Origin of the sequence: Granulicatella seriolae, from assembly GCF_024543085.1 — a bacterium.
Taxonomy (GTDB): Bacteria; Bacillota; Bacilli; order Lactobacillales; family Aerococcaceae; genus Granulicatella; species Granulicatella seriolae.
The window spans coordinates 135,034-159,503 of sequence record NZ_JANHNZ010000003.1; the positions used below are offsets into that span (position 1 = coordinate 135,034).

The following is a 24,470-nucleotide window of genomic DNA, read 5'->3' on the forward strand; positions in this document are numbered from 1 at the left end:
TGAGAGGAGAAGAAAGAATGGCATTTGAAGGATTATCTGATCGCCTTCAGTCAGCGATAGGTTCTGTAAGCCGTAAAGGGAAAATCACAGAAGCTGACTTAAAACAAATGATGCGTGAAGTTCGTCTAGCTTTATTAGAAGCTGACGTTAACTTTAAAGTAGTGAAAGAATTTGTCCGAAAGGTCAATGAAAGAGCATTAGGCTCGAATGTATTAGAGGCATTATCACCTGCCCAACAAGTTGTAAAGATTGTAAATGAAGAACTAACCGAATTAATGGGTGGGGAACAAGCACCGTTTAATTTTTCTACCAAACCACCAACCGTTGTTATGATGGTCGGTTTGCAAGGGGCGGGTAAGACAACCACTGCTGGTAAGTTGGCTAGTTTCTTACATAAGCATGAGAAAAAGCGTCCCTTATTGGTTGCAGCCGATGTGTATCGACCTGCTGCTATTGACCAATTGCAAACGCTTGGGCAACAATTAAATTACCCTGTATTTTCATTAGGAACAGATGTTGATCCAGTAGAAATCGCTCGACAAGGGATTGAAAAAGCTCGTATTGATGGTAGAGATTTAGTGATTATTGATACGGCTGGTCGTCTTCATGTTGATGACACCTTAATGACTGAGTTACAAAATATTAAAGCCGTAGCAAATCCAAGTGAAATTCTCTTGGTAGTTGATGCCATGACCGGTCAAGATGCCGTCAATGTAGCGCAAAGCTTCAATGATCGCTTAGACATCACCGGGGTTATCATTACCAAACTTGATGGGGACACACGTGGTGGAGCTGCCCTATCTATCAGAAGCATCACGGGTAAGCCAATCAAATTTACCGGACGTGGTGAAAAACTGACTGATTTCGAAATCTTCTATCCAGAACGGATGGCTTCTCGTATTTTAGGTATGGGGGACATGATGACCCTTATCGAGAAGGCCCAACAAGATTTTGATGAAGCCAAAGCTGCAGAAATTGCTGATAAGATTAAAGCAAACACCTTTGACTTTAATGACTTTATCGATCAGTTGGATCAAGTCAATAAGATGGGACCTTTAGAGGATATTCTTAAGATGATTCCGGGCATGAACAAGATGGCTGGTATGGATCAGTTAAAAATTGATCCAAAAGACACAGCTCGTATGAAAGCTATTGTCTTATCCATGACGCCTGCTGAAAGAGAAAATCCAGACATCTTATCGCAAAACCGTAGAAAACGGATTGCAGCTGGATCATCTAGACCATTGGCAGAAGTAAACCGTTTGATCAAACAATTCAACGAATCTAAAAAGATGATGAATCAAATGTCTAACGGTAACATGAAAGGTCTAGAAGGTATGATGGGAGGCATGGGCGGTGGCGGCCAAAATAAATTAAGCCAAATTGCCATGCAACAATATGCCCGTCGTCAAAAGAAAAATAAGATGAAAAAATTAAAAAAGAAAAAATAATTCAAATTGGAGAGCCTGTAAAGAAAAAATACTTTACAAGCTCTCCAACTTCTGTTATTATTACTAACTGTGAGACATATATATGGAGGTGTAAAAAATGGCAGTTAAAATTCGTTTAAAACGTATGGGTTCTAAAAAGAAACCTTTTTACCGTATCGTTGTAGCTGATTCTCGTTCACCACGTGATGGACGTATTATTGAAAAAGTTGGAACTTACAACCCAATCACTACTCCTGCAGCAGTGACTGTTGAAGAAGATTTAGTACTAAAATGGTTAGCAAATGGTGCACAACCATCTGACACAGTACGTAACATACTTTCTCAACAAGGGATTATGAAAAAATTCCACGAATCAAAAATTTCTAAATAAGAATTTTTGTGAGGCAGACACACAGATGAGGTGATAACTATGCCTGATATTAGTGAATTAGTATTAACAATGGTTCGCCCTTTAGTGGCACATCCAGAAGTGGTAACAATTGAAATTTCTGAATCCGATGAATTCATGGAATATACTTTGATTGTTCATCCTGAAGATGTGGGTCGTGTGATTGGTAAGCAAGGTCGAGTTGCAAGAGCAATCCGTACCATCGCTTATAGCGTACGTACCAAAGGACCAAAGCGTGTGCGTATCAGCATCTCTAATACTGAAGAAAACTAAAGTAGAGCCAGTGATTTAGGTCGCTGGCTTTTTTTCTTTCCTATTTTCAAACTTGTTTCAATCTCCTCTATAAGATACAATGGAAATCAAGAGGGGATAGAACATGAAAAACACACAGGAAGTGCTTGACTTTTCTTTGACATTACCAGAAACTTATTTTGAAAAACCTTTTAAAAAGTATGATGCTATCGCTATTAAACACAAAGAAAATCACAAGTGGTTTGCCCTGATTATTGATTATCAAGGTAGAACACTAGTAAACGTGAAATGCCATCCAGATTGGACAGAATTTTGGAGAAGCCGTTATGATGACGTTTTTCCTGGCTACCATATGAACAAGGAACATTGGAATTCGATTGTTATAGGTGGAGATGTTCCAGATGATGACTTCAAACAAATGATTTTTGATAGCTATCACTTAACCAAAGAGGGGAAAAATAAAAAGCTGTCTTGATACGTTCAAGAGCTGATGATGAGGAAGTGTTCAATGAATCGACCGAGGAGTACTCATGTATTTAGTAAAACTGAAAAAAATTATTATAGCTACTTAAGTTTTTTAGCGAGCGTTTTTATAGGCTTGGCTTTAATTTTTGATAGTCCTAATCAACTTTACCAAGGGTTTCAGAGGATACTTTTTTCAACTGGTCAATTGTTCACAGACTATATTGAATTAGCCTCAATGGGGGCAACCTTGTTTAATGTGGGGACCATGATGCTCTTAAGTATCTTGCTTTTGTATCGATTTAAGATGCCGATCAATGGGGCAGTCATTGCTAGTTTAGGAACGGTTGCTGGCTTTTCCTTTTTTGGAAAGAATCTCTTTAACAGTATTCCAATCACTGTTGGGGTTATGTTGTATGCCCATTTGAGTCGGCAACATTTTCGTAATTATATTATTGTTAGTTTATTTGGTTCTGCTTTGGGACCATTAGTTTCTTTTATTGCGTTTGGAATGGGTTATCCTTTATGGGTTAGCGTTCCCGCTAGTATTTTGGTTGGGATTACCATAGGATTTGTTTTCCCACCGCTAGCCACTCAGTTTTTAGGTTTTCATCAAGGGTACAGCCTTTATAACGTTGGGTTTACAGCAGGGATTATCGGTATGGTCTTTACAGCTATGATTAATATGATGGGCTTTGAGGTTGAAAGAACAGTCCTTCTTTATACGGGGTCTTACCAAACCTTTCTAATCTGCTTATTGCTTGCTATAATTCTCTTTATCTTCCTGACTGGAGCCTATATGACGACTAAGCAGTCCAATCAATTATTTTCTATTTTCTCCAACTCTGGACGTTTACCGTCTGACTTTGTGGAAATGACTAATATGGCATCTGTTTGTTTAAATGTGGGTTTGCTGGGACTCATCTTCACTGCTTATGTTATGGTGTTTGGGCATGGACTGAATGGCCCTTTAATAGGCGGGATTATTTCCGTCATGAGTTTTGGTGCCTTTGGGAAGCATGCCAAAAATATTATTCCTGTTTTGATTGGGGTAACCTTAGCAGCTCACATGAACTTAAATCAACCAGCTTCAACGAGTGTGTTGATTGCGGCACTATTTGGAACAACCTTAGCGCCTATTAGTGGGTATTATGGACCTCTTGCAGGTTTTGTTGCTGGCTTTATTCATATGTCCATGGTGAGTCATGTGGCTTATCTACATGGTGGTTTAAATCTTTATAATAATGGTTTTTCTGGAGGGTTTGTCGCTGCGGCATTGGTTCCGGTTCTTGATGCTGTAAGAAAAATCATACCGGGTAAGAAAAAGTAAACTATTAATTTGATTCAGTGGGAGGAGTCAAGGATGATTACAGAACAAGATTATACAAAACGACTATTAAAAGAATTGGTTGATTATTACTTGTCACATGGCATGCATGATATTACCATAAAGATTGATTATCAAGAAAATGAGTCTGTAACGATTTGTCTGAGTGCACCTTTTGACAAGTTACCGGATGATTTAGAAGCTTTCAAACACGGCTTAGCTGTTGAGAAACAACCTGAATTGGATGCTATCTATAATTCTCTCTTAGGAACTCATAGCCGTGATAAAAACTATAATATGCTAGGCAAGACTATTGATGAATTTGAAATTTCGACTATCAATCAAGTGTTTAAAGTGCAAGTAAAACGGTATGCTATGGATCAAGTAGTGCATTTTTTTGAATAAAAACATGATGAATGGAGTTTTTTTGGTGACAGATTATTATACAGTAGGTAAGGTTGTGAACACACAAGGGTTAAAAGGGGAAGTTCGAGTTATTTCTTCTAGTGATTTTGTCGAAGAGCGTTATAAAAAGGGCAATGAACTTGTTTTGTTCAGAGACAAGAAAGCCCCTTTGTCTTTAGTGATAGAGTCGCATCGTAAGCATAAGAATTTTGATTTGTTAACCTTTAAGGACTACAAAAATATTAATGACGTCGAATCCTTCAGAGATGGCATCTTAAAAGTTGCCTCAGAGAATCTGCAAGACTTAGAAGACGATGAGTATTATTACCACGAAATTATTGGTCTGGAAGTCTTTACGGATGAGGGTCAGCTACTAGGTAAAGTGAATGAGATTATTTCTACCGGAGCAAATGATGTATGGGTGGTTAAAGGTGAGGCAAAGAAACCCTATTTGATTCCATTTATTGAACCGGTTGTGCATACTGTTGACTTAGATGAAAATCGTGCTATTATACATGTGTTAGAGGGGTTAATTGACTAATGAGAATGGATGTTTTAACACTCTTTCCTGATATGTTTGATGGGCCTATGACCCAGTCTATGATTGGGAAAGCTAGAGAGAACAAAAAAATTGACTTTCATACACTGGATTTTAGGCAGTTTGCCAATAATAAGCACAACCATGTTGATGACTATCCTTTTGGTGGTGGAGCTGGGATGTTATTGAAGGTTGAACCGATTGATCTTGCTTTACAACAGCTTGAACAGGAGGTGCCTCATACCAAGAAACGAATTATATTGATGGACCCATCAGGTAAACCATTCACACAGAAAATTGCGGAAGAGTTTGCTGAGGAAGAGCATCTTGTTTTCATTTGTGGGCATTATGAGGGTTATGATGAGCGTATTCGTCATTATGTTACAGATGAGTACTCTATTGGAGACTTTGTTTTAACGGGTGGGGAATTAGCGGCCATGATGATGATAGATGCTACTGTGCGTCTTTTGCCAGATGTTCTTGGTAATGAGGAGTCTGCTATCACCGATTCGCATTCAACAGGGCTTTTAGAACACCCGCAATATACAAGGCCAAGAGATTACAAAGGGATGTTAGTTCCTGATGTTTTATTCAGTGGTAATCATAAGAAGATTAAAGAATGGCAGGAAAAAGAATCTTTGAGGCGAACTTATCAAAGGCGTCCTGACCTTTTAGAGAAACGGGAACTTTCTTCTTTGGAAGCCAGATTGTTGGAAGAGATTAAGGCGGAAGAAGTTTAGGTGAAAAGTATGTAGTATAGTAAGATAGAATAGTTTCCGAGAAATAAATCTGTAATGAGAACGGTGGCACCGCCGTGAGTCTTGATCCTACAGCTTAGCTGCTACGTGGTTGCAGATTTATTTCTCGAAAACTTTTTCTTGATGGATTAGAAGGACTTTTGTCCAGCTCCTAATTCTAGTTTTTTGAAAAAATTTATGGTCAAAGCACCATTTATCAAGAAAATTTACTTTACAGGCTTGGTGGAATATGGTACTATATTTCGAGTGAGTAGGAAACTATTCAGAGATAACGATATTCCGCTGAACAGGTAGTGAACTGATTCAAGAGTGTTTGTTGGAAGGAGAAGAAGACATGAGTAAATTAATCGAAGAATTGACACAAGAGCAATTACGTTCTGATATTCCAGCTTTCCGCCCAGGAGATACAGTTCGTGTACATGCTAAGGTTGTCGAAGGAACTCGCGAACGTATTCAGTTATTCGAAGGCGTTGTTATCAAACGTCGCGGTGCTGGCGTTAGTGAAACTTATACAGTACGTAAAGTTTCTAACGGTGTCGGTGTGGAACGTACTTTCCCATTACACACTCCACGTGTTGCACAAATCGAAGTTGTACGTTACGGTAAAGTCCGTCGTGCTAAGTTGTATTACTTACGTAACCTACGTGGTAAAGCAGCTCGTATCAAAGAAATCAGAAGATAATAACGGATTATTCCTAAAAAGTCTGACAGATGTCAAAGCCCTTGTTTATCAAGGGTTTTTTTGTTTTTCTTAGAAAATAATTTTTATCAAATTTGTTAGCTGTAGTATTACTAATGCACCATTTGAATGCACAGATCTTGACTGATAAATAGACTGATACTATGATAATGTTGTGGACAGATTTGTAGCTAGAGGGGATTTACCGGTAAAAAAATTGATATCCAGAACTAATATTGCTATACATTAAAATATGGCCCAATTGGAAAAATTACTACAACCAAGTGATATAGTTCGTATAGAACTTATGTCGGCGGAGACAAAAAGGTTATGCATTGAATTATGAGGAGGTAATGAGATGGGACTAAACAATGAGGTAGCACAACGAGAAGTTGATATATTTAATGGAGAACCTACAGTTAAAAGATGTTGGGATCTATTAGAAAAGAAAAACATTTATATTTTGAAATGCTTTGATATTCCTCAAAAAGGAGTTCAGTCATGTGGTACAGTTGGATTAATTAATACTGATATTGGTTTACAAAGTAGTGGGAGAGAGTTGCGTGTAGAGCTATTAGGGGCTAGTGATGTAAAGATAGAAAAGTTTGAACAGATTATTGCTTCGGTTGCTTTGGATGTAATGGATTCGCATAAATGTTATCCGGGCTATATTGCAGAAAATATCATCAGTCAATATATAGCGGAAAGTGATATGAAGCATGTATTATTAACGGACCCATTTTTATAGGAAAATACAGAAAGTCTGTTAATAGAAAACACCTATATTGCATGGCTAATGATTGTACCTATATCACATGCAGAATATGAATTTGCCAAAAAAGTGGGGTAGATGAGCTAGAAAAAATTTTTGAAAAGAATGAAATTGATATCTATAACATTTATCGTAGGAGCGTAATTTGAATCTTATGTGTTGATGGATATTTAGGAATCTATTCAGTTTATTTCATCCATGAGTCTATGAAGATGTGCTTGTTTGTAATAACGCAACATGCTATAGTTTTTTAAAAGGGGGAAAGATTATGTCAATTATTGTAGATAAAGCTAGCTTAAAAGATATCGAAAAGATTGAGAACATTATAAGTAGGTGCAAAGAATTACTAAAACAAAGTGGTTCCCCTCAATGGTCTGGCAAAGATGAGCCAACACTGGATAGTTTAGCAGATGCAATAGAAAATAATCTTGTCTACCTACTGATGATTAATAAACGCATTGTAGGTACCGCTATTCTTACAGATCAAATAGAAGCAGCTTATTCTAATATAGAGTATGGATCATGGACAAAAGCAAAATCCCCATATTATTCTATTCATCGCTTTGCAATTGATCCAGCTGAAAATGGAAAAGGGTATGCAAAATTATTTTTTAAATTGTTGACGGTCATAGCAGTAGAGAATGGAGCTAAGGATATACGTGTAGATACCCATCCATTCAATACAGCAATGCAAAAAGTGATTTTATCGAATGGGTTTGATTTTAAAGGGATTATAAAGCTTCCAGTGTCTGATGGAGAAAGGTATGCTTATCAAAAAGTGTTTGGATAATAATAGTTTGATTATGTTGTCTATACTCAGTAGAAAATATTGTTCTTTTAAATGTCCTAAATGTTCTTAAGCAGTTCGTACAGAGTCTTGATGGATTCAAACTGAAAAAAGGAGTATAGAGAGAATACCTAGTCCTCTCTATACACCCTTTTTTCTTTTGGTAGTCATTTAGAAGTATTGAATCATGTAACTAAAATCGTCAACTATTCATCCTACCACTTCAAAGCTTTTTCTCCCACTCACTCTTCAAAATCTCATAAACATTCATATCACGAAACTCACCACGCATCAACATATCTTGTTTTTTTACCCCTACCAAGCGAAAACCACATGATTGCGCCACTTGATTGCTAGCAATGTTTTCAGTATCAGCCTTGATAACCAGTTTGTTTAAACCAAGATTTTGAAATGCATAGTCACAGATTGTTTGTACGGCTAATTTTGTAAGTCCTTGACGAGCGTAGGAAGAATGTAACCAGTAGCCGATTTCTGCTTTTTTGTTGTCGTGATTGATAAAATGTAAATCAATAGTACCAATAATTCTATCAGATTTTGTGATAAAACAAGGAAAATCTGTACCATTAGCAACACCACTCAATTTCATCTTCAGATAATTGGTTTCATCGTCTACAGATTTTGTAATATCAACAAAAGGTAGGAATTTGCCGATGTGTTCACGGTCGGAATTTATGAGGTCAAATAATTCCTGTGCCATAGATAATTCAGGATAGAGTAATGCCAAGTCATTTGTGATGTTTAAAGTAAAACCTTTCATCAGATACACACCTTTCGTAAACTTATTTTACTTTGAATTATACTGTAAATTTACAAATTATCCTAGATAGCAATAAACTTAACTTTTAAAATATCTCGCTGTCACAATTCACTTATCCCATTTGGACTTGGACATAAATCTCTCAATTGTCTATAATGAATAGTGAAAGAGTCTAGGAAGTAGTAAATAAAAAGAGGAGTGTCGACCATGAAGGATGTTGTTTTAGTAACAGGTGCTGGTCAGATTAGTATGGCTATCGCTCGTAGAGTTGGGTATGGTAAGAAAATTGTTATTGGTGATAGAAGTAAAGTCAATAGTGAAGCTATGGCAACCACCATGAGACAAGCAGGTTTTGACGTTGTGGCATTGGAAATGGATTTGTCTTCACAAGCATCTATTCTAAATTTTATTAAAACAGCGCAAGAATATGGAGATATTGCTATGCTGATTAATGGAGCTGGAGTTTCCCCAAGCCAGGCATCTATCGAAGAAATCTTGCGAGTTGATCTCTACGGTACAGCTGTTCTTTTGGAAGAGGTTGGAAAAGTTATCAAAGAAGGTGGCACAGGTGTCACTATTTCAAGCCAGTCTGGCCATCGTATGCCTGCTTTAAGTCCAGAGCTCGACAAGAAATTAGCTACTACACCTTATGAGGAGCTCTTGAGTTTGGGAGAACTTCAAGTGTATAAGATGAAAGATACCTTGCATGCTTACCAAATGGCAAAACGTTGTAACGTAAAGCGTGTTATGGCACAAGCAGTTGTTTGGGGGAAAAAGGGTGCTCGTATTAATTCGATCTCGCCCGGAATTATCGTTACACCACTTGCTTTAGATGAATTCAATGGGCCAAGAGGTGAGTACTACCAAAATATGTTTAAGTCTGCTCCAGCTGGGCGACCTGGAACAGCGGATGAGGTCGCCAATGTTGCAGAACTACTCTTAGGAGAAAAAGGTGCATTTATAACTGGAGCCGATATTCTAATTGATGGTGGTGCCACGGCTTCATATTTTTATAGCTAGGAATAGGCTTTTGCTAAGTCTTTTAATAATGCTGTCATATTAATAGAGTAGTCTCAAAGACTGTGCTATTATGTATATATTGGTAAGTGTTGGTTGTTTTGTTGCCGAAATACAATATTAAGGAGTTGTAGCATGGAAACAAAAGAAATTATCCTTAGACTGACTCTTGCGTTTATAATATCTGGGGTTATTGGATTTGAAAGAGAAAAAAATCAAAGTCATGCTGGAATCAAAACCCATTTACTAGTAGGAATATCGGCTGCTTTAGTCGCAGTTATCCAATCTGAAATTGCAAAAGATGCCTTGGAAATGGCTAGAGCAAATCCAGATTTAGTCGACCTGTTTCGAGCGGATCCTGCCAGATTAACTGCACAAGTTATCTCAGGTATCGGGTTTTTAGGAGCAGGAACTATCATTGTCACTAAAAGAAGCGTATCAGGCTTGACAACCGCAGCCTCCATCTGGTCAGTTGCCTGCTTGGGCATTGCAGTAGGGATGGGTTATTTCAATATCGCTATCACAGGATTTCTGATTATTGCAAGCATTCTTTTCATTTTAAAGCGGCTTGTTCATATTAATACCCCAACTGTATTAATCATAAAGTACTTTGGAGGAACGGATACAATTGAAGAAGTTAAACTTATTATGAAAGATCTAAACTTAGATTTTTCTGCGGTTAAATATGACGCCCATATTCACGGTGAGAGAAAAATATATACCACTGTTTTTGAAATAAAATCTTTGGGACGTCAAGAGTTTGATAAGCTGTTAGAAATGCTATCTAGAAATGAAGATGTTATCAATTGTGAGAAGACGATGATGGAGACTTTGTAGTTAGCTGAAGGTAAATATAAACTTTTTTTATTGACAAACTTTACATTAGCAGGTCATAAAACTAACCTTTAAATATTGAAAAAGCGCTCAGAATCAATTTTTTTATTGATTTTAAGCGCTTTTTGAATATATATAAGTTTTTTGTAAATTCAATTACTTTTTGTTCTTCGCCTTCTTAACAGGCAACTCATAACGATACTCGGGATTAATCTCCTTGTCCAATTGGTCAAAGGACTCTTTAATCACCAAGTCTATTTGATTCAAGTCTTCTTTAGAAAGCTTCCCTTGAGGAACCTCAATGGGTTGACCGATACGAACATGCATCTTTTTACGTTTGAGAATATCGCCTAAAGTCAAAGGCCCTTGATAAACCACGGGAAGAATAGGAACCTTGGCCAAACGTGCAATAGTCACGGCACCACCTTTAATATCGTCAGAATAACGAGTTCCAGTAGGGAAGATTACCAAGGCTTTTTTTTCATCTTTCAGCATAGTGACTGGATGTTTAATAGCACTAGGTCCAGGTTTCTCACGATTTACCGGAAATGCCCCTAGCTTTTTAATAAACCAGGCAAATGGTTTCCAAGAAAATAATTCTTGCTTAGCCATAAAGATAAGGGATTGCGGATAGACGGCAATAGCAATCATAACCGGATCTATCCATGACCGGTGGGGAGCTACTAGCAAATAACCGTTATCTTTAGGTAAGTTTTCTTGTCCTGAATAATTAGCAAAGCCATTTAGAACGATGAGAATAAAACGGACAATATAAAGTGTAATCTTATAAATCATATGGATAAAACTCCTTCAATTAGATAATACCAAGGTGGTAAATAGTTTTTTCGATGCTATAATGAAACTACAGAGGCTTCATAAAAGCTAGATCTATCAACAAATTTAGAAAAATGATGATAAATCATCTGTAACTATTGTATATTACTTTAATATCATGTACAATAGATAACGGTGTAAAAACCAATTTCACACCTAAGAGGATAAGATAGAGGGTGCTTCATATAGAAGTCTCTACTTAGTTGAACCTTGGGGAGGAAAAATAAAAAACCATATTGGAGGAAAAAAACATGGCAGTTATTTCAATGAAACAATTGTTAGAAGCTGGTGTACATTTTGGACACCAAACACGTCGCTGGAACCCTAAGATGAAGAAATACATCTTCACAGAAAGAAATGGTATTTATATCATTGACTTGCAAAAAACTGTTCGTTTAGTAGACGATGCATATAACTATATGCGTAACGTTGCTGAAGAAGGTGGAGTAGCACTTTTTGTAGGGACTAAAAAACAAGCACAAGAAGCTATCAAGGACGAAGCTCTTCGTTCAGGTCAATACTATGTTAACCATCGTTGGTTAGGTGGAACTTTGACAAACTGGGATACTATTCAAACTCGTATCAAACGTTTGAAAAAAATCCAAGCAATGCAAGAAGATGGCACATTTGATGTTTTGCCTAAAAAAGAAGTAGGTATTTTACTAAAAGAATTAGATCGTTTAGAAAAATATCTTGGCGGTATCAAAGATATGCCTCGTATTCCTGATGTTATGTTCATCGTGGATCCACGCAAAGAACGTATCGCTGTTCAAGAAGCTCAAAAATTAAACATTCCGATTGTTGCTATGGTTGATACAAACTGTGATCCAGATGAGATTGATGTTGTTATCCCATCAAATGACGATGCTATCCGTGCAGTGAAATTAATCGTTGCTAAAATGGCTGATGCTTTCATCGAAGGAAACCAAGGTGAAGATGTAGCAGTTGATGAAGAAGACTTAGACAAAGATACTTCTTTAGAAGATATCGAAAAATTAGTTGAAGGTACCAACGCTTAATTATTACCACATAAATGCTGTTTGGAATATGAAGAATTGTAGCAAATACTTCAAGGTTTCAAACAGCTTTTTTTAAAAATCAAGTAGTAGAATATAGGAGGAAGACTAATGGCAAAAATTTCAGCACAAGAAGTAAAACAATTACGTGACATGACTGGTGTAGGCATGATGGATGCTAAACGTGCACTTGTCGAAACTGATGGAGATATGGATGCAGCAGTAGACTATTTACGTGAAAATGGTCTAGCTAAAGCAGCTAAAAAAGCTGACCGTATCGCAGCAGAGGGGATTACGAATGTTTTAGTTGAAGGTAATCAAGCTGTTATTATTGAAGTGAATGCAGAAACAGATTTCGTTGCGAAAAATGATAAGTTCCAAGCATTAGTTGCTGAAATCTCACAAGTAATTCTTGATAACCAACCTGCAACTTTAGATGAAGCATTAGCATTAGAAGGACCAAACGGAATTCTTGCTGATCAAATCGCAGAAGCAACTACCGTTATCGGTGAAAAAATTACTTTGCGTCGTTTCGAATTAATCAATAAAACAGATGCAGACGCATTTGGTGCATACTTGCATATGGGCGGACGTATTGGAGTTCTTACTGTTGTTGAAGGAACTTCTGATGAAGCTGTTGCTAAAGATGTGGCTATGCATATTGCGGCAATTAACCCTAAATATGTAGACCGTGAACATGTTTCTCAAGAAGAAATCGAACACGAAAAGAAAGTATTAACAGAACAAGCTTTAAATGAAGGCAAACCAGCAGCAATTGTTGAAAAAATGATTGTAGGACGCCTAAATAAATTCTTAGCTGAAATTAGCTTGAATGACCAACCGTTTGTTAAAGATCCTGATGTAACAGTTGAAAAATATGTAGCTTCAAAAGATGGTAAAGTAACAATCTTCCATCGTTATGAAGTTGGTGAAGGATTAGAAAAACGTGTTGATAACTTTGCTGAAGAAGTTATGAGTCAAGTTAAAAAATAATAATTTCAAAATAGAGGGAGAATGAGAATTGCGATATGCATCTCCATTCTCTCTTATTTATAAGAAGCGAAGTAATGCTAAGGAGGAAAAGTAATGGTGAACCCAAAGTATAAACGAGTGATATTAAAGTTAAGTGGTGAAGCATTGGCGGGGCAAGCTGGATTTGGAATTAATCCTCCAACCATTAAAGAAATTGTCCAAGAATTGAAAGAAGTACATGATTTAGGTGTTGAGATGGCCATTGTTGTTGGCGGAGGAAATATCTGGCGTGGGACTACCGGAGCAGAGATGGGTATGGAACGTGCGCAAGCAGATTACATGGGCATGTTAGCCACTGTGATGAATGCTTTAGCTTTGCAAGATACACTTGAGAATGTTGGTGTACCAACTAGAGTGCAAACGTCAATTGACATGAGACAAATCGCAGAACCATATATCAGACGTAGAGCAGTTCGTCATCTTGAAAAGGAAAGAATTGTTATTTTTGCAGCTGGTACGGGAAACCCTTATTTTTCTACAGATACGACAGCAGCTTTACGTGCAGCTGAGATTGATGCAGATGTCATTTTAATGGCAAAAAATAATGTGGATGGCGTTTATAGCGCCGATCCAAAGGTAGACCAAAATGCTAAGAAATTTAACGAACTTACTCATTTAGATGTGATTCAAAAAGGGTTACAAGTTATGGATTCAACTGCAAGTTCTTTAAGTATGGACAATGATATCCCATTAGTCGTATTTAACTTGAATGAAAAAGGCAATATTCGCCGTGCTATTTTAGGAGAAAATATCGGTACAACAGTTAGGGGGAAATAAAATGACGAAAGAAATCATAGACAATGCCAAAGCACGTATGAAAAAAACAGAAGAAGCTTTGCAACGTGAATTAGCTTCTATTCGTGCTGGTCGTGCTAATGCTAGTCTCTTAGACCGTATTGAGGTAAGTTATTATGGTGTTCAAACACCAGTTAATCAAGTTGCTTCAGTTACTGTTCCAGAAGCTCGTATGTTGATGATTACGCCTTATGACAAAAGCTTATTACAAGATATTGAAAAAGCGTTAATGGTATCAGATATTGGAATTACACCAACCAATGATGGAAATGTTATTCGTTTAGTAATTCCACAATTAACAGCTGATAGACGTAAAGAGTTAGCGAAGCAAGTAGGTAAAGAAGCTGAATCAGCAAAAATTAGCACACGTAACATTCGCCGTGATGCTATTGATGCTTTGAAGAAAGCTGAAAAGAACAAAGAAATTACCGAAGATGAATTGCGTAGTCTAGAACAAGATGTTCAAAAAATTACTGACCAAAGTGTCAAAGAAATTGATGCTATTGCGGCTAATAAAGAAAAAGAACTTCTAGACGTATAAGAGAAATATTTCTTAAAAGAGGCCGGTCAAAAAGTCCAGGCTGCTATTCAAACAAAAGAGTTTTGCGAAAAAGCTTATCAGAAATGAGAACGGTGGCACCGCCGTGAGCCTAGGTCTCACTGGCTTAGCTGTCTACGTGGCTGTAATCGGCGAAAGCGCCAAACATCCACTGTACGCCAGCTATGCTTTACACCGTTATTTCTGATAAGCTTTTTCGCAAAACTCTTTTGTGCTTTAAAAATAAATATAAGTCATTATGGACTTTTTACCAAGTCCTTTTTATATAAAGTATAGAGTTTCAAAATTATTATTCATCATTGGAGTTTTTGGTGTTCGATACATATAAATTTCATAAGATAAGTAAAAATCTACAATTTGTTGCGGTATTCTGTTAAAATGAAGGGAAGAATCTTATTCAAATGAGAAAAGGTGGACTTGATGAAGTTTTTAAATCGATGGTTAACTACAAAAAAAGAAGAGACTAGCAACCACTTCGATCAAGAGGGAAAAATCCCTCAACACATTGCTGTTATCATGGATGGTAATGGCAGATGGGCACAAAAACGAATGCTGCCAAGAATTGCTGGGCACAAGGAAGGTATGGAGACGGTTAGACGTATCGCTATCGCAGCTGATGACTTGGGTGTAAAAGCCATGACTTTATATGCTTTCAGCACAGAGAATTGGAAACGACCAACTGAAGAAGTCAGCTTTTTGATGAAATTACCTGGCGACTTTTTCCAACTATTTATGCCAGAAATTCAAGAACGAAATATGCAAATAAAATTAATTGGCTTCATTGATCAACTACCAGATTCAACGCGTAGAGTTGTTCAGAATGCAGTTGATGCTACTGTTAACAATACGGGTATGGTACTTACTTTTGCCCTAAATTACGGCTCGAGAGCTGAAATTCTAGAAGCCACTAAGTCCATAGCACAACAAGTTAAGGATGGACAGATAACTGTAGAAGAATTGAGTGAAGACTCTATAAATCAAGAGTTACAAACCGCTTTTTTAGGTCAACTTCAAGACCCAGATTTAATGATTCGAACCAGTGGTGAAGTGAGATTAAGTAATTTTTTGTGTTGGCAATTAGCCTATAGTGAATTTTACTTTACGGATATCTTATGGCCTGATTTTTCTAAAGAAGACTTGCAAGAAGCTATTGGAGTTTATCAAAACAGACACCGCAGATATGGTGGTTTATAAGGAGACTAAAGATGAAAACTAGGATTATAACTGCCCTTGTCATGTTAGCTATTTTTATTCCAATTCTAATTATTGGAGGTATTCCACTACGTATTTTAATTAGCCTATTGGCCTTAATTGGTATCAATGAATTTTTTAACATGAAAAAAATGAATTACTTTTCTTTGGAAGGGGTAATTACCAGTATTGCCACGCTTTCCATTGTCAATGCAACTTTTCCGTTAGCATATTTTTCTAGCAATTCTAGCTTTTTTTATATTTTCTTTACCTGTATCCTTTTTTTGATGCTGTGTACGGTTTATCGACCAGAAGTTTTTTCTTTTGAAGAAGTTTCATTCTTCACTCTAGCTGCTCTATATGTCGGCGGTGGCTTTTCAGGGATTCTCTTCGTTAGAGACATAGGTTTCTCTTTAGTCTTTTTAATTTTTATGATTATTTGGTCGACGGATTCTTTTGCTTATCTCTTTGGTCGTTTTTTTGGAAAGCGAAAATTAGCCCCTAAAATTAGCCCTAACAAAACCATTGAGGGTACAATCGGTGGAGTTTTTGGAGCAGTGGTTGTTGGACTCATTTATCTTCATTTTTTCAATACGCTATCCTTTAATTTGTTGGAATCAATCTTTTTGATTATGGTCATCTCAGTTGCTGGACAACTAGGTGATCTAGTTGAATCGGCTTATAAACGTAGTTTCCAAGTGAAAGATTCTGGCACCATTTTCCCTGGACATGGTGGGGTTTTAGATCGGTTTGATTCTACCTTTTTTGCTATGTATATGTTTCAAATCTATCTTGCAATTCTACTAAACTTTTCCTGAAAGGACCTATTATGATTCAAACCATTATCGCTTTTTTATTTGTTTTTTCTGTCATTGTTATTATTCATGAAGCGGGCCATTATTATTTTGCTAAGCGTGCTGGCATTCTTGTGAGAGAGTTTGCCATTGGTATGGGGCCAAAATTACTTCAATTCCGTAGGGGAGAGACAGTTTTTACCATCCGTATCTTGCCTATTGGTGGTTACGTTCGAATGGCTGGACTGGGTGAAGAAGGTCAAGATATTCGACCGGGTATGTCACTTATAGTTGAGATGGATTCCAACCAAGTCATTACTAGAATTAGTTTAGATGAAAAGTATCCCTTGGCTGACGGGATTCCTTTACAAGTGCAAGAGGCTGATTTAGAAAAAGAAATGTTTATTGAAGGCTATCTTGCTCAAAATACAGAACTTGAGCGTTTTACTGTTTCGAAAAAGGCGACTATTATTGAAGAGGGCGGAACAGAGATCTTTGTGGCACCAATTGAGCGTCAATTCCAATCGGCACCATTACTTAAGCGAATGATGACCAATTTTGCTGGTCCGATGAATAATTTCATTTTAGCCATTATTACCTTTACCATTGTCGCCTTTCTAAGAGGGGGCGTTACCTCCAACAGCAATGTCATTGGCCAAGTGGTAGCAGGTATGCCCGCAGCCAATGCTGGGTTACTGGCTGGGGATGCGATTGTTTCAGTTGATGGAACACCAACCAATGACTGGGTTCAATTGACAGATCAATTAATAGCAAAACCTGACCAAAGTATACAGCTGGAGATTCTTCGAGATGGTCAAAAACAATCCGTTACCTTAACTAGTCAAAGTGATGATAACAATGGAACTAAGGTGGGGAAAATTGGAATTATGGTTAGTCAAGATACGTCCTTTATGTCAAAGATTTCATATGGATTTACAGCTACTTGGGCAGTCATGACCAGTGTCTTAAGTGTCCTATCCTCATTCTTCACTAAAGGATTCTCGATTAATCAACTAGGTGGCCCTGTTGCTATGTATTCATTAACCTCACAGGTAGTACAAAATGGCTTTGTGCAGGTACTTAATCTGTTAGCTGTTCTTAGTGTTAACTTAGGAATTATGAACTTGTTGCCAATTCCAGCATTGGATGGAGGTAAACTAGTTTTAAATGCTATTGAAGGTGTTCGAGGAAAACCATTAGACCCTCAAAAAGAAAGTTATATTACTATTGCGGGGGCTATTATCTTATTGGTTATCATGCTATTAGTGACATGGAATGACATTTTAAGGCTGTTCTAAAGTTAAGCTAATTGAAAGCTTTATCAAAAACCTTTAATGAATCCATAAAATTATAAAATATAAAAGAGTTTCCAACTCATTCGACAGAAATAAGGGTGTTCAGCATGGCTGATATATATCGGTTTTTCGACTATGTTGACAGCTAAGACCGTGAGTCAAAGACTCAAAGAGGCGCCACCGTATTGATTTCTGGCAGATGAGTTGGAAACTTGACTATCTAAGTAGGATACTTATTAACGAACTATAATGTAGTACAATTTTTTAAGCACAATAGTTATTTCTATCAAGTACCATTATTTAAGGAGGAGAAAATGGAGTCTAATCAAGATAAATTATTTCGAACATTATTAGGTCAAGTCAACTTGGATCAGGATTCCTTTCGATTACCTGACTTTGAGAATGCTGAACTGATCAGTATTGTCGTAGATAAAACCATACCACAGTGGTCTTTCACCATTGAAACGGAGACAATAGTGGCTGCTGAAAAAATGCAGAATTTTTTAGAACGACTAGAAAACCAATACGCAAATGTCGCTCAAGTAGCAACAAGTTTTCAAGTGAGACAGATACCTACTAATCTAGAAGACTACCTACAGAGCTATTGGAAATTGTTTGCTAAAAAAATTGAACTTGTTTCTCCAATGCTTGCCCAAGTTTTCCAAGCACAAGACCCTATAGTTGAGGGGCAAACGATAACGATTCAATGCCAAAATGATGTGCAGAAAAAACATATTGAGGATAATTATATTGGATTATTTCAAACCGTTATGACAGATTTTGGTTTCCCAAAATATCAGATTATCATTATGATTGATGAAGAGGGAGCCAAACAAAAACAATTGGAACATGAACAAAAAAAGAATGAGTTTGAACAACAATTAATCTTAAAGTCTCTTGAGCAGAGAGAACAAAATCAAACCAATAAACAAACGCAAAATAATGCTAAGCCGGTAAATTCTTCTGTTTTATATGGAGGTCTAATCAAGTCCAACAACGAGCCACTTCCATTAGCAGAAGTTTATGAAGAAGAACGTAAAGTTGTTATTGCTGGACAGATTTTTGATATTGAAGTTCGAACCATGAAAAATACGGGCAAATTGTATGGCATATTGAAACTGACAGACTATACGTCGTCTATTAGTATGACACTCTTTCCAGGAAGCCCAGAAGACGAGGCTAACCTCCAAAACCTGAAAAAAGGGACTTGGGTTAAAGCATTTGGTAATATCGAAGTTAATCGTTATTCACAAGAGTTGGGCATGGTTGCAAGAGACTTAAACGCCTATGAATACCCACAGCGCAAAGATAATGCAGAAGAAGGGCAAAAACGTGTTGAGCTTCATATGCACTCTAATATGTCTACTTTAGACGCTACCAATAGTGTCACTGACTTAGTAGCGCAAGCTGCTAAATGGGGACATACTGCTGTAGCTATTACGGACCATGAAAACTTACAAGCTTATCCAGATGCACATGCTGCAGGGAAAAAGAATAAGATAAAGATTCTTTATGGTCTAGAAGCCAATGTGGTGGAAGACCAAGTGGATGTAGCATATAATCCCCAACCGATTCCTCTAGATGAAGCTACTTATGTTATTTTTGACGTGGAAACAACTGGTTTGTCAGCCATTTACGATCAAATTATCGAATTAGCTGCTGTAAAAATGCACAAAGGTGTGGTTATTGATCGATTTGAAGAATTTATTGACCCAGGATTCCCTTTGTCTGCCACAACCATTGATTTAACAGGAATTACGGATGACATGCTCAAAGGGTCTAAAAGTGAAAAAACTGTTTTAAAAGAGTTTGCGGAATTTAGTAAAGATACTATTTTAGTTGCTCATAATGCCAGTTTTGACATGGGCTTTTTGAATACAGGTTATGAAAAACATAAAATGCCAATTGCAGAAAATCCAGTCATTGATACTTTAGAGTTATCCAGGGTTTTACATCCGGATTTAAAATCACATCGACTTAATACCTTGGCCAAACGTTATGGTGTTGCTCTAGAGCAGCATCACCGAGCTGTTTATGATTCGCAAACTACTGGAAATCTTTTATTCCTTTTCTTAAAAGAAGCTGCTCAAAACTACCAACTATTTACTCATGATCAGCTCAACACTAATCTTCATCCTGAGGAATCCTTTAAGAAAGGGAGACCATTTCATGCGACAGTATTTGCCAAACACCAAGCTGGTTTGAAATCCTTATTCAAACTAGTTTCAGATTCAAACGTAAAGTATTTTTATCGCAATGCTAGGGTGCCACGCAGTCTCTTAATCAATAACCGGGATGACTTTCTTATTGGTTCCGGCTGTGCTCAAGGCGAAGTGTTTGAAGCAATGATGCAAAAAGGCTATGAAGTTGCCAAACAAAAAGCACAATTCTATGATTATATTGAAGTCATGCCTAAAGGAATTTATCGCCCACTTATTGCAAGAGAAATGGTTCGAAGCGAGCATCACCTTGAGGAAATCATCAAAAATCTAGTCAAACTGGGTGAAGAATTAAATATCCCAGTTGTGGCAACCGGAAACGTTCACTACCTTAATCCGGATGACAGCATCTACCGAGAAATCCTCTTAAGCGCTCAAAAGAATAATCAAATTGGAAGTGGTAATTTCCCACAAGCCCACTTTAGAACAACAGATGAAATGCTAGAAGAATTTAGCTTTTTAGGCAAAGAACTTGCTTATAAGATTGTTGTAACCAATAGCCAATGGGTTAGCCAGCAGTTAGAAGAAGTCACGCCAATTAAAACGGAACTCTATACACCAAAAATTGAAGGTGCTGAACAAGAAATTACCGATCTTTCTTACAATAGAGCACGCCAACTTTATGGAGAAAACTTACCAGAAATCGTTGAAAAACGCATTATCAAAGAGTTGGACAGTATTATTGGAAATGGATTTGCGGTAATCTATTTAATCTCGCAAAAACTAGTTCATAAGAGTAACGAAGATGGGTATTTAGTTGGTTCACGTGGTTCTGTTGGCTCCTCCTTAGTGGCTACTATGACTGGGATTACCGAAGTGAATCCTTTAGCACCACATTACCTATGCCCAGAGTGCCAATATTCAGAATTCTTTGATGACGGTTCTGTAGGGTCTGGTTATGACCTTCCAGAGAAAAAATGCCCACATTGCCAAGCACAACTGCTTAAAGACGGACAGGATATTCCATTTGAGACCTTCTTAGGTTTCTATGGAGACAAAGTTCCCGATATCGATTTGAACTTTTCTGGAGATTATCAAGCAAGAGCCCATAATTATACAAAAGTTCTTTTTGGTGAAGACTATGTGTTTCGTGCTGGAACAATTGGTACGGTTGCAGAAAAAACAGCCTTTGGTTATGTGAAAGGATATGAACGTGACAAGGGCCTAGAGTTCCGCCAAGCTGAGGTTGACCGCCTAGGTAAAGGCTGTACTGGTGTCAAACGGAGTACTGGACAGCATCCAGGAGGTATTATTGTTATTCCTGACTACATGGATGTTTATGATTTTACCCCAATTCAATACCCGGCAGATGACCAAAATGCAGAATGGAAAACAACTCACTTTGATTTCCACTCCATTCATGATAATGTTTTGAAACTAGATATTCTAGGACACGATGATCCGACCGTTATTCGTATGTTGCAGGATCTATCAGGTATGGATCCTATTACCATCCCACCAGATGACCCAGAAGTTATGAAGATATTTAGTGGGACAGAAGTGTTAGGTGTGACACCTGAACAAATAGATTCGAAAACAGGTACGCTTGGAATTCCTGAATTTGGAACCCGATTCGTTAGGGGGATGTTGGAACAAACAAAACCGACAACCTTTGCAGAACTACTACAAATCTCAGGTCTATCACATGGTACAGACGTCTACTTAGGAAATGCTGAAGAACTAATTCGAAATCACGGAATCCCATTAGCAGACGTTATTGGTTGTCGAGATGACATTATGGTGTATCTAATTCATAAAGGCTTAGATAATGGAGATGCCTTTACTATTATGGAGGGTGTCCGTAAAGGGAAAGGAATTCCTGATGACCTCCAAGCAAAGATGAGAGAATTTGATGTGCCAGAATGGTATATTGACTCCTGTTTGAAGATTAAGTATATGTTCCCTAAAGCCCATGCTACGGCATACGTTTTAATGGCCTTACGGGTTGCCTACTTTAAAGTTCATATGCCAATCTACTATTATTGTGCATACTTTTCTGTTCGTGCCCAAGACTTTGATATTGTGGCTATGTCGCAAGGGAAAGAGGTCATCAAGAGACGGATGAAGGACATCAAAGACAAGGGAATGGAAGCTAGTACCAAAGAAACCAACCTGTTAACCGTACTAGAATTAGCCAACGAGATGGTTGAAAGAGGTTTCTCCTTTAAAATGGTGGACCTTGATAAATCAGATGCCTCTAACTTTGTTATTGAAGGCAATAGTTTGATTGCGCCGTTCAGGTCAATCCCTGGATTAGGACTAAACGTGGCCAATAAGATTGTTGAGGCTCGTAATGAACAACCTTTCTTATCTAAGAAAGACTTAGCCACTAGGGGTAAGGTTTCTAAGACCTTAATTGATTATTTAACTGAAAATAAGGCTATCACCCATTTACCAGATGAAAATCAACTATCTTTATTTGATTTTTAAGCTAGAAATCGTGGGAAATTTGTATGTATGCTAGTTTTGTGGTATACTAACAAAAGTAAGGGAGCCTGTAGGAGAGTGAGCGGAAACGCTCACTCTTTTTACGCAAAATTATGCAAGCTATAAATAGTTCAGATTGAATAAAAAGGAGGATAGAAATGAGTAAAGTTGTCTCATTAGTAGAAGAATTAACCCAAGAAATAATTGCAGAACAAGGATTTGAATTGGTCGATTTAGAATTTGTCAAAGAGGGGAAGAACTGGTTTTTACGGTTCTACTTAGATAAACCGGGTGGGATTGATTTAGAGGATTGTGCCACCATGAGTGAAAAATTCAGCGCGATTTTAGATGCTCAAAATCCAGACCCAATTCCCCAGGCCTATTTCTTAGAAGTTTCTTCTCCTGGAGCAGAACGTCCATTAAAAACTGAAGAAGATTTACAAGCAGCTCTTGGAAAATATATTCATTTATCTTTCTATAAGGCGCTAGACGGTGAAAAATTTGTTGAGGGAACTTTAACAGACATCAATGATGAGTCTTTGGTTTTAACGGTTAAGGTTAAAACACGCACCAAAGAAGTAAGAATTGAACGTAACCAAATCGCCAAAGCCCGCTTGGCTATTCAATTTTAGAAAGACTAATAAAGGAGTAAATAAAAAATGAATAAAGATTTAATCAAAGCCCTTGATATTTTAGAAGAAGAGAAGGGAATTTCAAAAGAGATTGTTATTCAAGCCTTAGAAGCGGCACTCGTTTCTGCTTATAAGAAGAATTATGGACAATCACAAAACGTCGAAATTCAATTTGATGAGAAAAAGGGCGATATGCATGTCTATGCTGTCAAAGAAGTTGTTGAATTTGTTTTTGACTCTACTTTGGAAGTGAGCCTTGACGAAGCATTAACCATCCACAAGGCCTATGAACTAGGTGACAAGATTCGTTTTGAAGTCACTCCAAAAGATTTCGGAAGAATTGCAGCTCAAACCGCTAAGCAAGTTATCATGCAACGCTTGAGAGACGCAGAACGGACTAATATCTACAATGAATTCATCACTTATGAAAATGAAATCATGACCGGTGTGGTAGACCGCGCGGATTCTCGTTATGTTTATGTTAACTTAGGAAAAATTGTTGCTGGTTTATCCAAACAAGAACAAATTCCTACAGAAGAGTATAATCCTGGGGACAGAATAAAAGTTTTGGTAACCAAAGTGGACAACACTACAAAAGGCCCACAAATTTTTGTCAGCAGAAGTCATCCAGATTTGTTGAAACGTTTATTCGAACAAGAAGTTCCTGAAATCTATGATGGCGTGGTTGAAATTGTTTCTATTGCTAGAGAAGCAGGTGACCGTGCTAAAGTGGCCGTAAGAAGCCGCAATGAAAACTTAGATGCTGTTGGAACTTGCGTTGGCCCTCGTGGACAACGTGTACAAGCCATTGTAAATGAGTTAAACGGTGAGAATATGGATATTGTTGAGTGGAAAGAAGATCCAGCAGTTTATATTGCTAACGCTTTGAATCCAGCACAAGTTGTTGATGTTCATTTCGATGAAGCGAGCAACAGCTGTGTTGTAGTGGTACCAGATTACCAATTATCCCTTGCTATTGGTAAACGTGGACAAAATGCTCGTTTAGCTGCAAAATTAACTGGTTTCCGCGTGGATATCAAATCTGAATCAGCATACGCAGAATTACTGAATCAAGCTCAAGAACTTGAACAAGAAATAGAAGAAGTTGAGGAAGATGTAAACGTAGTTGAAGACTTTGTGGAAGCAAATGAAAAAACTACAAAAGAAGTAGTTCAAGAAGAAATAGAAGAAGAAACGTCAGCAGAATAACCAAGTCAGAAAGTGAGGT

At 37.4% G+C, this 24,470-nt stretch carries 25 protein-coding genes; 23 read left to right on the forward strand and 2 right to left on the reverse strand.

The features are described 5' to 3' along the window. Window positions 1-17: 17 nt before the first annotated feature. From ffh to NPA36_RS04630, 11 genes are all read left to right on the forward strand, one after another. A complete protein-coding gene (ffh, locus tag NPA36_RS04580) occupies window positions 18-1,451 on the forward strand; it encodes a signal recognition particle protein (protein WP_256944930.1) in 1,434 nt (477 codons plus the stop codon). Between the two features lie 97 nt (window positions 1,452-1,548). After that, window positions 1,549-1,821 carry a 30S ribosomal protein S16 gene (gene rpsP, locus NPA36_RS04585; RefSeq protein WP_256944931.1) on the forward strand — a complete coding sequence of 91 codons (273 nt, stop codon included), beginning with the start codon at window positions 1,549-1,551 and terminating at the stop codon, window positions 1,819-1,821. A gap of 39 nt (window positions 1,822-1,860) precedes the next feature. Then, window positions 1,861-2,112, forward strand: a complete 252-nt coding sequence (locus NPA36_RS04590) for a KH domain-containing protein (RefSeq protein ID WP_256944932.1) — start codon at window positions 1,861-1,863, stop codon at window positions 2,110-2,112. A gap of 103 nt (window positions 2,113-2,215) precedes the next feature. Next, window positions 2,216-2,566, forward strand: a complete 351-nt coding sequence (locus NPA36_RS04595; RefSeq protein ID WP_256944933.1) for an MmcQ/YjbR family DNA-binding protein — start codon at window positions 2,216-2,218, stop codon at window positions 2,564-2,566. Window positions 2,567-2,599: 33 nt separating this feature from the next. Further along, window positions 2,600-3,883 carry a DUF1576 domain-containing protein gene (locus NPA36_RS04600; RefSeq protein ID WP_256944934.1) on the forward strand — a complete coding sequence of 428 codons (1,284 nt, stop codon included), beginning with the start codon at window positions 2,600-2,602 and terminating at the stop codon, window positions 3,881-3,883. Between the two features lie 33 nt (window positions 3,884-3,916). After that, on the forward strand, window positions 3,917-4,285 hold the full coding sequence (locus NPA36_RS04605; RefSeq protein WP_256944935.1) for a hypothetical protein: 369 nt from the start codon (window positions 3,917-3,919) through the stop codon (window positions 4,283-4,285). Window positions 4,286-4,310: 25 nt separating this feature from the next. Next, the gene (rimM, locus tag NPA36_RS04610) at window positions 4,311-4,826 is read left to right on the forward strand and encodes a ribosome maturation factor RimM (RefSeq protein ID WP_256944936.1); all 516 of its coding nucleotides are present in this window, start codon (window positions 4,311-4,313) and stop codon (window positions 4,824-4,826) included. Further along, window positions 4,826-5,563, forward strand: coding sequence for a tRNA (guanosine(37)-N1)-methyltransferase TrmD (trmD, locus tag NPA36_RS04615; RefSeq protein ID WP_256944937.1), 738 nt, complete (start codon window positions 4,826-4,828; stop codon window positions 5,561-5,563). Before rimM ends, trmD begins: the two co-directional genes overlap by 1 nt. A 352-nt stretch (window positions 5,564-5,915) precedes the next feature. Next, window positions 5,916-6,263, forward strand: coding sequence for a 50S ribosomal protein L19 (rplS, locus tag NPA36_RS04620; protein ID WP_256944938.1), 348 nt, complete (start codon window positions 5,916-5,918; stop codon window positions 6,261-6,263). 355 nt (window positions 6,264-6,618) lie between these two features. Then, window positions 6,619-7,008: a hypothetical protein gene (locus NPA36_RS04625; RefSeq protein WP_256944939.1), complete on the forward strand. Its 390-nt coding sequence runs from the start codon at window positions 6,619-6,621 to the stop codon at window positions 7,006-7,008. 292 nt (window positions 7,009-7,300) lie between these two features. Then, a complete protein-coding gene (locus NPA36_RS04630; protein ID WP_256944940.1) occupies window positions 7,301-7,822 on the forward strand; it encodes a GNAT family N-acetyltransferase in 522 nt (173 codons plus the stop codon). Window positions 7,823-8,042: 220 nt separating this feature from the next. Here the strand turns inward: NPA36_RS04630 and NPA36_RS04635 are convergent, their stop codons facing one another. Beyond that, window positions 8,043-8,597 carry a GNAT family N-acetyltransferase gene (locus NPA36_RS04635; RefSeq protein WP_256944941.1) on the reverse strand — a complete coding sequence of 185 codons (555 nt, stop codon included), beginning with the start codon at window positions 8,595-8,597 and terminating at the stop codon, window positions 8,043-8,045. Window positions 8,598-8,804: 207 nt separating this feature from the next. Between NPA36_RS04635 and NPA36_RS04640 the strand changes: the two genes are divergently transcribed. After that, window positions 8,805-9,617, forward strand: a complete 813-nt coding sequence (locus tag NPA36_RS04640; protein ID WP_256944942.1) for an SDR family oxidoreductase — start codon at window positions 8,805-8,807, stop codon at window positions 9,615-9,617. 132 nt (window positions 9,618-9,749) lie between these two features. Continuing rightward, window positions 9,750-10,451, forward strand: a complete 702-nt coding sequence (locus NPA36_RS04645; protein WP_256944943.1) for an MgtC/SapB family protein — start codon at window positions 9,750-9,752, stop codon at window positions 10,449-10,451. A gap of 153 nt (window positions 10,452-10,604) precedes the next feature. Here NPA36_RS04645 and NPA36_RS04650 read toward each other — a convergent pair whose 3' ends face one another. Beyond that, entirely contained in the window at window positions 10,605-11,243 is a 639-nt protein-coding gene (locus tag NPA36_RS04650; protein ID WP_256944944.1) for a lysophospholipid acyltransferase family protein, read from the reverse strand. Between the two features lie 290 nt (window positions 11,244-11,533). Here NPA36_RS04650 and rpsB point away from each other — a divergent pair, with 290 nt between their 5' ends. From rpsB to nusA, 10 genes are all read left to right on the forward strand, one after another. After that, window positions 11,534-12,301, forward strand: a complete 768-nt coding sequence (gene rpsB, locus NPA36_RS04655) for a 30S ribosomal protein S2 (RefSeq protein WP_256944945.1) — start codon at window positions 11,534-11,536, stop codon at window positions 12,299-12,301. Window positions 12,302-12,409: 108 nt separating this feature from the next. Further along, window positions 12,410-13,291, forward strand: a complete 882-nt coding sequence (gene tsf, locus NPA36_RS04660; RefSeq protein ID WP_256944946.1) for a translation elongation factor Ts — start codon at window positions 12,410-12,412, stop codon at window positions 13,289-13,291. A gap of 93 nt (window positions 13,292-13,384) precedes the next feature. Continuing rightward, a complete protein-coding gene (gene pyrH / locus NPA36_RS04665; RefSeq protein WP_256944947.1) occupies window positions 13,385-14,107 on the forward strand; it encodes a UMP kinase in 723 nt (240 codons plus the stop codon). A 1-nt stretch (window position 14,108) separates the two neighbouring features. After that, on the forward strand, window positions 14,109-14,666 hold the full coding sequence (gene frr, locus NPA36_RS04670) for a ribosome recycling factor (protein ID WP_256944948.1): 558 nt from the start codon (window positions 14,109-14,111) through the stop codon (window positions 14,664-14,666). Between the two features lie 435 nt (window positions 14,667-15,101). Then, the gene (locus NPA36_RS04675) at window positions 15,102-15,878 is read left to right on the forward strand and encodes an isoprenyl transferase (protein WP_407932776.1); all 777 of its coding nucleotides are present in this window, start codon (window positions 15,102-15,104) and stop codon (window positions 15,876-15,878) included. 11 nt (window positions 15,879-15,889) lie between these two features. Further along, window positions 15,890-16,693 (forward strand): phosphatidate cytidylyltransferase, encoded by an 804-nt coding sequence (locus tag NPA36_RS04680; protein WP_256944950.1) that lies wholly within the window; start codon window positions 15,890-15,892, stop codon window positions 16,691-16,693. An 11-nt stretch (window positions 16,694-16,704) separates the two neighbouring features. Next, window positions 16,705-17,967: an RIP metalloprotease RseP gene (rseP, locus tag NPA36_RS04685; protein WP_256944951.1), complete on the forward strand. Its 1,263-nt coding sequence runs from the start codon at window positions 16,705-16,707 to the stop codon at window positions 17,965-17,967. Window positions 17,968-18,278: 311 nt separating this feature from the next. After that, the gene (locus NPA36_RS04690; RefSeq protein WP_256944952.1) at window positions 18,279-22,613 is read left to right on the forward strand and encodes a PolC-type DNA polymerase III; all 4,335 of its coding nucleotides are present in this window, start codon (window positions 18,279-18,281) and stop codon (window positions 22,611-22,613) included. A gap of 155 nt (window positions 22,614-22,768) precedes the next feature. Next, window positions 22,769-23,242: a ribosome maturation factor RimP gene (gene rimP / locus NPA36_RS04695; RefSeq protein WP_256944953.1), complete on the forward strand. Its 474-nt coding sequence runs from the start codon at window positions 22,769-22,771 to the stop codon at window positions 23,240-23,242. Between the two features lie 27 nt (window positions 23,243-23,269). Then, window positions 23,270-24,451, forward strand: a complete 1,182-nt coding sequence (gene nusA, locus NPA36_RS04700) for a transcription termination factor NusA (RefSeq protein ID WP_256944954.1) — start codon at window positions 23,270-23,272, stop codon at window positions 24,449-24,451. The last annotated feature ends 19 nt before the right edge of the window (window positions 24,452-24,470 follow it).